This window comes from Streptomyces globisporus, from assembly GCF_003501885.1.
Classification (GTDB): Bacteria; Actinomycetota; Actinomycetes; order Streptomycetales; family Streptomycetaceae; genus Streptomyces; species Streptomyces globisporus_D.
Window position 1 is genome coordinate 42,510 of the sequence record NZ_QWFA01000057.1, and the last position, 8,045, is coordinate 50,554.

7 protein-coding genes are annotated in these 8,045 nt (G+C 72.7%); 4 read left to right on the forward strand and 3 right to left on the reverse strand.

All coding sequences use genetic code 11. The features are described 5' to 3' along the window. Nucleotides 1-45: 45 nt before the first annotated feature. Nucleotides 46-1,482, forward strand: coding sequence for a CitMHS family transporter (locus D3105_RS13340; protein WP_118903451.1), 1,437 nt, complete (start codon nt 46-48; stop codon nt 1,480-1,482). Continuing rightward, nucleotides 1,482-2,825, forward strand: a complete 1,344-nt coding sequence (locus D3105_RS13345) for an MFS transporter (RefSeq protein WP_118903452.1) — start codon at nt 1,482-1,484, stop codon at nt 2,823-2,825. Before D3105_RS13340 ends, D3105_RS13345 begins: the two co-directional genes overlap by 1 nt. Here D3105_RS13345 and D3105_RS13350 read toward each other — a convergent pair. Continuing rightward, complete coding sequence (locus D3105_RS13350; protein WP_118903453.1) at nt 2,740-3,237, reverse strand: DinB family protein; 498 nt, start codon at nt 3,235-3,237, stop codon at nt 2,740-2,742. The genes D3105_RS13345 and D3105_RS13350 overlap by 86 nt on opposite strands. 264 nt (nt 3,238-3,501) lie before the next feature. Between D3105_RS13350 and D3105_RS13355 the strand changes: the two genes are divergently transcribed. Then, nucleotides 3,502-4,896 carry an aldehyde dehydrogenase family protein gene (locus tag D3105_RS13355; RefSeq protein WP_118903454.1) on the forward strand — a complete coding sequence of 465 codons (1,395 nt, stop codon included), beginning with the start codon at nt 3,502-3,504 and terminating at the stop codon, nt 4,894-4,896. A gap of 41 nt (nt 4,897-4,937) precedes the next feature. Then, nucleotides 4,938-6,017 (forward strand): Zn-dependent alcohol dehydrogenase, encoded by a 1,080-nt coding sequence (locus D3105_RS13360; RefSeq protein WP_118903455.1) that lies wholly within the window; start codon nt 4,938-4,940, stop codon nt 6,015-6,017. Here the strand turns inward: D3105_RS13360 and ppk2 are convergent. Beyond that, nucleotides 6,014-7,132, reverse strand: a complete 1,119-nt coding sequence (ppk2, locus tag D3105_RS13365; protein WP_118903456.1) for a polyphosphate kinase 2 — start codon at nt 7,130-7,132, stop codon at nt 6,014-6,016. The two genes, D3105_RS13360 and ppk2, sit on opposite strands and share 4 nt — an antisense overlap. Beyond that, nucleotides 7,101-8,045: DMT family transporter (locus D3105_RS13370; protein ID WP_133305681.1), on the reverse strand; the 945-nt coding region annotated here is incomplete at its 5' end. The genes D3105_RS13370 and ppk2, both read right to left, overlap by 32 nt.

Genomic DNA, 8,045 nt, shown 5'->3' on the forward strand with positions numbered 1-8,045 from the left:
CGCCGAGACCGGTGGGAGTTCAAGGATGAACGTTAGGTATCCCCCATGCTGACAATCCTCGGCTTCGCCATGATCGCGACCTTCCTGGTCCTGATCATGACGAAGAAGATGTCGCCGATCGCGGCGCTGGTACTGATCCCCGCACTCTTCTGTGTCGCCGTCGGACAAGGAGCCCAGCTCGGCGACTACGTGATCGAAGGCGTCGGCAACCTCGCCCCCACCGCCGCCATGCTGATGTTCGCCATCGTCTACTTCGGCGTGATGATCGACGTCGGCCTGTTCGACCCGATCGTCCGGGGCATCCTGAAGTTCTGCCAGGCCGACCCGATGCGCATCGTGGTCGGTACGGCGGTGCTCGCCGCGATCGTCTCGCTGGACGGCGACGGCTCCACCACCTTCATGATCACCGTCTCGGCGATGTATCCCCTCTACAAACGCCTGAAGATGAGCCTGGTCGTGATGACCGGCGTCGCGGCCACCGCCAACGGCGTCATGAACACCCTGCCCTGGGGCGGCCCCACCGCCCGCGCCGCCACCGCCCTCAAGCTGGACGCCTCCGAGATCTTCGTGCCCATGATCCCGGCGCTGGCCATGGGCCTGCTCGCCGTTTTCGTGCTGGCGTACGTGCTCGGCATCCGGGAGCGCAAGCGCCTGGGGATGCTCACCCTCGACGAGGCGCTCGCCCGGGAGCCGGAGCCGGAGACCGTCCCGGCCGGCACCGGCGGCACCGGCGGCAAGGACCGCCTCCGCAAGGGCACCGCCGCCTCCGCAGGCGGTACGGGAACCGGGTCCGGGGCCTTTGCCAGTGGTACGGAGAACGAGGACGCGGACGACGGCGCGTTCCAGGGCCTCGACCCGGACCGGCCCACGCTCCGCCCCAAGCTCTACTGGTTCAACGCCGGACTCACCGCCGCCCTGCTCACGGCGATGATCATGGAACTGATGCCGATCCCGGTGCTCTTCCTCCTCGGCGCGGCCCTCGCGCTCACCGTCAACTTCCCTCACATGCCCGACCAGCGGGCCCGGATCGCCGCCCACGCCGACAACGTGCTCAACGTGTCCGGCATGGTCTTCGCCGCCGCCGTCTTCACCGGGGTCCTCACCGGCACCGGCATGGTCGAGCACATGGCCGACTGGGTCGTCGGCGCGGTCCCCGAGGCGATGGGCCCGCACATGGCCATCGTCACCGGCCTGCTCAGCCTGCCGCTCACCTACTTCATGTCCAACGACGGCTTCTACTTCGGCGTCCTGCCCGTCCTCGCCGAGGCGGGCGCGGCCCACGGGGTCTCGCCGCTGGAGATCGCCCGCGCCTCCCTGGCCGGTCAGGCCCTGCACATGTCCTCGCCCCTCGTGCCCGCCGTGTACGTCCTCGTCGGCATGGCGAAGGTCGAGTTCGGCGACCACACCCGCTTCACCGTCAAGTGGGCGGTGCTCACCTCCCTCGTGGTGCTCGCGGCGGGCATCCTCTTCGGCATCATGTGATGACCGTCCGACCGCGATCCGGGCCCGGCAGGGGCTGGCTGCTGCGCCTCGTCATCGCCTTCGCCTTCGCGCAGGGGGCGGTGTCGATGGCGCGGCCCGCCGTCTCCTACCGGGCCCTCGCGCTGGGCGCGGAAGAAACAGCTGTCGGCGTCATCGCCGGGGTGTACGCCCTGTTCCCGCTGTTCGTCGCCGTACCGCTGGGCCGCCGCACCGACCACGGCCGCTGCGCGCCCCTGCTGCCGCTCGGCGCCCTCCTCATCTCCGGCGGCTGCGCGCTCAGCGGCCTCGTCTCCTCGCTGCCCGCGATGGCCGCCTGGAGCGGGGTGATGGGCCTCGGCCACCTGTGCTTCGTGATCGGCGCGCAGTCGATCGTGGCCCGGCAGTCCGCACCCCACGAACAGGACCGCAACTTCGGCCACTTCACCATCGGCGCCTCGCTCGGCCAGCTCATCGGCCCGATCGCGGCGGGCGCGCTCATCTCCGGGCAGGGCGGAGCCCTCGGCCGTACGAGCGCGCTCGCGCTCCTCGTCTCGGCCGGGGTCTGCGCGGTCGCCCTCACCTCGCTCTGGCGCATCGAGCACCGCCGGACGACCGACACCCGGCCGCCGACCGACGGCAAGGTCCCCGTCCGGACGATCCTCGGCGCGCGGGGCGTCCCCTCGGGCATCCTCGTCAGCATGGCGGTGCTGTCCGCCACCGACATCCTCACCGCCTACCTGCCGGTCGTCGGCGAACACCGCTCCATCGCGCCGGCCACCGTCGGCCTGCTGCTGAGCCTGCGGGCCGCGGCCACGATCGCCTGCCGGCTGGTGATGACGCCGCTGCTGCGGCTGCTGGGCCGCCGGGCCCTGCTGACCACCAGCTGCCTGCTCGCCGGACTCCTCTGCGCGGGCGTCGCCCTCCCGGTCTCCGTCCCCGTCCTCGCCGTGATGCTGGCCGTGCTCGGCTTCTGCCTCGGCGTCGGCCAGCCGCTGTCCATGACCACGGTCGTCCGCGCCGCCCCCGACGGGGCCCGCTCCACCGCGCTCGCCCTCCGGCTGACCGGCAACCGGCTCGGCCAGGTCGCCGCCCCGGCCGCGGCGGGCCTGATCGCGGGCGCGGTGGGGGTGGCCGCCCCGTTCGTCCTGCTCGGCGTGGGGCTGGTCGGCGCGGCGGGCCTCGGCCTGCGCGGCGAGGGCCGTACCGAACAGCCGCCCGCCGACGAGGGCCGTACGAAGACGGAGCCGGCGCCCGCCCACGCGCCCGCCACCGATGCGGTCAGCGACCGGTCGAACCGTCGATCAGCTCCCGGAGTATGTCCGCGTGACCGGCGTGCCGCCCGGTCTCCTCGATCAGATGGGTGAGGGCCCACCGCACACTGGGGGCGGGCTTGTTCGGCTGGGCTCGGGGCAGCGGTGCGCCGAGGTCGGTGCACGCGTCGAGGACGGCGTTCGCCTCCGTGACCGCCTCCCGATAGCGGGCCACGACCTCGGCCACGCCGTCCTCGGGGGCGGCGTGAAACGTCGACGGCCAGTCGGTGACGCGGTCCCCGAGGAAGGTGGTCCGCTCGACGGAGGTCAGATGGTGGAGCAGCCCCAGCAGGTTCGTACCCGAAGGCACCCCGGCGGCCCGGGCCTCCGGACCGGGGGCGCCCTCGACCTTCGCGGCGATCGAGGCGCGCAGGTAGTCGAGGAAGCCGCGCAACACCTCCGCCTCGCTGTCGCCGGTCCGGGGCGGCGGGGTGTCCCGGCGCCGGGTGCGGGGGGTGGCGGTCATGGTGCCTCCTCGGTCGGTACGGCGAGCGTGCGAGCTCGCCGGTCTCGTCCCAGTCTTGTCCGGTCGGCCACTGCCGGGGCAAGGGATCATGCCGTTCCGGCAAGTAGCCCCCCGTGGCGATACGGTGCGACGGCGTGACCGGTGTCTCGGAAGGCTCTCTGGCGTCGGAAAACTAACGGCGCTAGTTTGGGCGGGTGCGACGTGTGCCCCGCGCCCGCCGCACGGCTTCGGCGCTCCGCACAGCCCGTCCGGGAGGAAACAGCCATGCAGGCCCATGACCAGATGTACATCGACGGTGCGTGGCGGCCCGCCGTCGGCCGGGACACGATCGCGGTCGTGAACCCGGCCGACGAGCAGGTCATCGCCCACGTGCCGGCCGGGACGGCGGAGGACGTCGACGCGGCGGTGCGGGCCGCGCGCGCCGCCTTCCCCGCCTGGGCCGCGACGCCGCCCGCCGAGCGCGCCGCCCGGCTCACCGCGCTGGCCGACGCGCTGGCCGCCCGCAAGGACGTGCTGGCGGAGACGATCACGGCCGAGCTGGGATCGCCGCTGCCGCTGTCGCAGATGGTCCACGCGGGCGTGCCCGTGCTGGTGGCCGCCTCGTACGCCGAACTGGCCGCCCGCCACGCCTTCGAGGAGCGGATCGGAAACTCCACCGTGCTGCTGGAGCCGGTCGGCGTGGTCGGTGCGATCACCCCCTGGAACTACCCGCTCCACCAGATCGTCGCCAAGGTCGCCCCCGCCCTCGCCGCGGGCTGCACCGTCGTCCTCAAGCCCGCCGAGGACACCCCGCTCACCGCCCAGCTCTTCGCCGAGGCCACCGAGGCAGCGGGCCTTCCGTCGGGGGTCTTCAACCTCGTCACCGGCCTCGGACCGGTCGCGGGTCAGGCGCTCGCCGCCCATGAGGACGTCGACCTGGTCTCGTTCACCGGCTCCACCGCCGTCGGCAGGCAGATCGGCGCCACCGCCGGGGCCGCGGTCAAGCGCGTCGCCCTGGAGCTGGGCGGCAAGTCCGCCAATGTGATCCTCCCCGGCGCCGACCTCGCCAAGGCGGTCAACGTCGGCATCGCCAACGTGATGACCAACTCCGGCCAGACGTGCAGCGCCTGGACCCGGATGCTGGTGGACGCCGAACGGTACGACGAGGCCGTCGAGCTGGCGGCGAACGCCGTCACCAAGTACGTGGCCGGGGAGCGGGTCGGTCCGCTCGTCAACGCCAAGCAGCAGGCCCGGGTGCGGGGTTACATCGCGCAGGGCATCGAGGAAGGGGCCCGGCTGATCGCGGGCGGCCCGGACGCGCCCCGGGAGATCGGCTACTACGTCAGCCCGACGGTCTTCGCCGACGTCACCCCGGACATGACGATCGCCCAGGAGGAGATCTTCGGCCCGGTCGTCTCGATCCTGCGGTACGAGGACGTGGACGACGCCCTCCGGATCGCCAACGACACCGTGTACGGGCTCGCCGGGGCCGTGTGGGCGGCGGACGACGAGGAAGCGGTGGCCTTCGCCCGCCGGATGGACACCGGGCAGGTCGACATCAACGGCGGCCGGTTCAACCCGCTGGCCCCGTTCGGCGGTTACAAGCAGTCGGGGGTCGGCCGCGAGCTGGGCCCGCACGGTCTGGCGGAGTACCTCCAGACCAAGTCGCTCCAGTTCTGACCTCCGTAACCCCTTCCGCGTAACTCATAAGGAGCCTGTTCGTGGTCCGCGCCGCCGTACTGCCCGCCGTCGGAGCTCCGTTGGAGATCACCGACATCGTCCTGCCGGAGCCCGGCCCCGGCCAGGTGCGTATCGCGCTCGCCGCCGCCGGGGTCTGCCACTCCGACCTGTCCCTGTCCAACGGCACCATGCGCGTCCCGGTGCCGGCCGTCCTCGGCCACGAGGGCGCGGGCACCGTCCTGGCCGTCGGCGAGGGCGTCACGCACGTCGCGCCCGGCGACGGCGTCGTCCTCAACTGGGCGCCCTCCTGCGGGGTCTGCTTCCACTGCGGGATCGGCGAGGTGTGGCTCTGCGCCGACGCCCTGAAGGGGGTCTCCCGGCTCCACGCCCGTACGGCGGACGGCACCGACCTCCACCCCGGACTCAACGTCGGGGCCTTCGCCGAGGAGACCGTCGTCGCCGCCAACTGCGTCCTCCCCGCCCCCGACGGCATCCCGCTCACGGACGCCGCCCTCCTCGGCTGCGCGGTGCTGACCGGCTACGGGGCGGTCCACCACAGCGCCCGGGTCCGCGAGGGCGAGAGCGTCGTCGTCTTCGGCATCGGCGGCGTCGGCCTCGCCGTCCTTCAGGCCGCCCGGATCGCGGGCGCCTCCAGGATCATCGCGGTCGACGTCTCCCCGGCCAAGGAGGAGCTGGCCCGGCGGGCGGGCGCCACCGACTACGTCATTGCCTCCGCCACCACCCCGCGCGAGATCCGCACGCTGACCGGCGGCCAGGGCGCGGACGTCGCGGTGGAGTGCGTCGGCCGGCCCGCCACCATCCGGGCCGCCTGGGAGTCCACCCGGCGCGGCGGCCGCACCACGGTCGTCGGCATCGGAGGGAAGGACCAGGAAGTCAGCTTCAACGCCCTGGAGATCTTCCACTGGGGCCGGTCCCTGACGGGCTGCGTCTACGGCAACAGCGACCCGGCCCACGACCTGCCCGTCCTCGCCGACCACATCCGCGCGGGCCGCTTCGACCTGTCGATGATGGTCACCGAGCACATCGGCCTGGACGGAATCCCCGCCGCCTTCGACAACATGATCGCGGGCAAGGGCGGCCGGGCGCTCGTCGTCTTCTAGTAGTCCGTGGTCCGGGAGGTCGAGGCGACCGGCCCCAGCAGCCGGGCGTCCATCTCGCCCTCCTCGAACAGCCGGGAGGCCGGGCCCACGATCAGCGGGTCCGGCTTCCCCACCACCTCCGGGTCCTTGCCGGGGTAGTCGAAGCGGTCCAGCACATGCCGCATCGCCTCCAGCCGGGCCCGCTTCTTGTCGTTGCTCTTCACCACCGTCCAGGGCGCGTCGGCCGTGTCGGTGTGGAAGAGCATCAGCTCCTTCGCCTCCGTGTACTCGTCCCACTTGTCGAGCGAGGCCAGGTCGACGGGGCTCAGCTTCCACCGCCGTACGGGGTCGATCTGCCGGATCATGAACCGGTTGCGCTGTTCGTTGCGGGAGACGGAGAACCAGAACTTCACCAGGTGGATGCCGTCCCGGGCGAGCATCCGCTCGAAACCCGGGGCCTGGTGCATGAACTCGAGGTACTCGCGGGTCGTGCAGAACCCCATCACCCGTTCCACGCCCGCCCGGTTGTACCAGGAACGGTCGAACAGGACGATCTCCCCGGCGCTCGGCAGATGCGCCGCGTACCGCTGGAAGTACCATTGGGTGCGCTCGCGCTCGGTCGGCTTCTCCAGCGCCACCACCCGCGCGCCACGCGGATTGAGATGCTCGGTGAACCGCTTGATCGTGCCGCCCTTGCCCGCCGCGTCCCGGCCCTCGAAGAGGATCACCAGCCGCTCGTCGCGCTCCTTCACCCAGTGCTGGAGCTTCAGCAGCTCGATCTGGAGCGCGCGCTTGGCCTTGTCGTAGTCGCGGCGGCGCAGCTTGCGGTCGTACGGGTAGTCCTCGCGCCAGGCGTCGCGGGCGTGGCCCTCCGGCGTGACGATGACCGGATCATCGTCCCCGCTGTCGAGCACACCGAACCCGTCCGGATACGCCCCGCCGTGACGCGCCGCCCGCCCGCCGGCCTCGGAGCCGCCGGGGCTCTCGGGGTTGTCGGGCGCGCGCGACCCGGTGGCGCCGCGCTGCTCGGGCGCGCCTGCCCCGGGGGCGTCACGTTCCTCGGGGGCGGCGGGCTTGTCCCGGCCCGCCCTGCCCTCGGCCCCGCTACGTCCGTTCCGCTTGGCGCTCCTCGTCATGACGGGATCCCTCCACCGGCCGGGCCGGGTTTCCGCGTGTGGGCCCAGTCTGCTGACGGCTCCGGGAGACCGCCACCCCGGCCAGGCACAGCACCCCGCCGACGATGCCGAGCGGGGTCGGCACCTCGTCCAGCAGCACCCACGCCATCCCCACGACGAGCGCCGGGACCGCGTACGTGGTCGCTCCCATCTTCCCCGCGGTGGTCCGGGCCAGCGCGTAGCCCCAGGTGGTGAAGGCCAGCGCGGTCGGGAAGACGCCCAGGTAGACCATGTTCAGGGTGGCGGACAGCGGGGCGTCGGCGGCCTCGGAGACCAGCACCCCGGTGAACGGCAGACAGGCGACGGCCCCGATCAGGCAGCCGAAGGTGTTGATCTGGAGCGAGGAACCGTGCGCGAGGGCCGGCTTCTGGCTCACCACGCCCGCCGCGTACGCCACGGCGGCCAGCAGGCAGAGGGCCACGCCCAGCACGGAGGAGCCGCCGTGCCCGGACATCGCGAGCCCCACGACGACCGCGCCCGCGAACGAGACGCCCATCCCCAGCAGCAGCCGGCGGGGCAGCCCCTCGCCGAGCATGCGGGCGCCGAGCAGGGCGATCAGGATCGGCCCGATGTTCACGAGCATCGCGGCCGTTCCGGCGTCGACCTCCTGCTCGCCCCAGTTCAGGGCGACCATGTACAGCCCGAACCACAGCACTCCCGAGGTGATGATCCCGGGCCAGGCGCCGCGCCTCGGGAGCCCCTCCCGGCGGACGATCAGGATCGCTCCGAGCACCAGCGTGCCCGCCAGCAGCCGGCCCAGGGCAAGGGCGCCGGGGGAGTAGGCCTCGCCCGCACTGCGGATGGAGACGAAGGCGGAGGCCCACAGCACGACGGTGGTGCAGGCGGCGGCGGGGGCCCGCCAGCGGTGGGCGGG

Bases quoted from the DNA above. Each gene is read 5' to 3' on its own strand.
- D3105_RS13340 (WP_118903451.1), top strand. From the start codon at position 46: ATGCTGACAATCCTCGGCTTCGCCATGATCGCGACCTTCCTGGTCCTG.
- D3105_RS13345 (WP_118903452.1), top strand. From the start codon at position 1,482: ATGACCGTCCGACCGCGATCCGGGCCCGGCAGGGGCTGGCTGCTGCGC.
- D3105_RS13350 (WP_118903453.1), bottom strand. From the start codon at position 3,237: ATGACCGCCACCCCCCGCACCCGGCGCCGGGACACCCCGCCGCCCCGG.
- D3105_RS13355 (WP_118903454.1), top strand. From the start codon at position 3,502: ATGCAGGCCCATGACCAGATGTACATCGACGGTGCGTGGCGGCCCGCC.
- ppk2 (WP_118903456.1), bottom strand. From the start codon at position 7,132: ATGACGAGGAGCGCCAAGCGGAACGGACGTAGCGGGGCCGAGGGCAGG.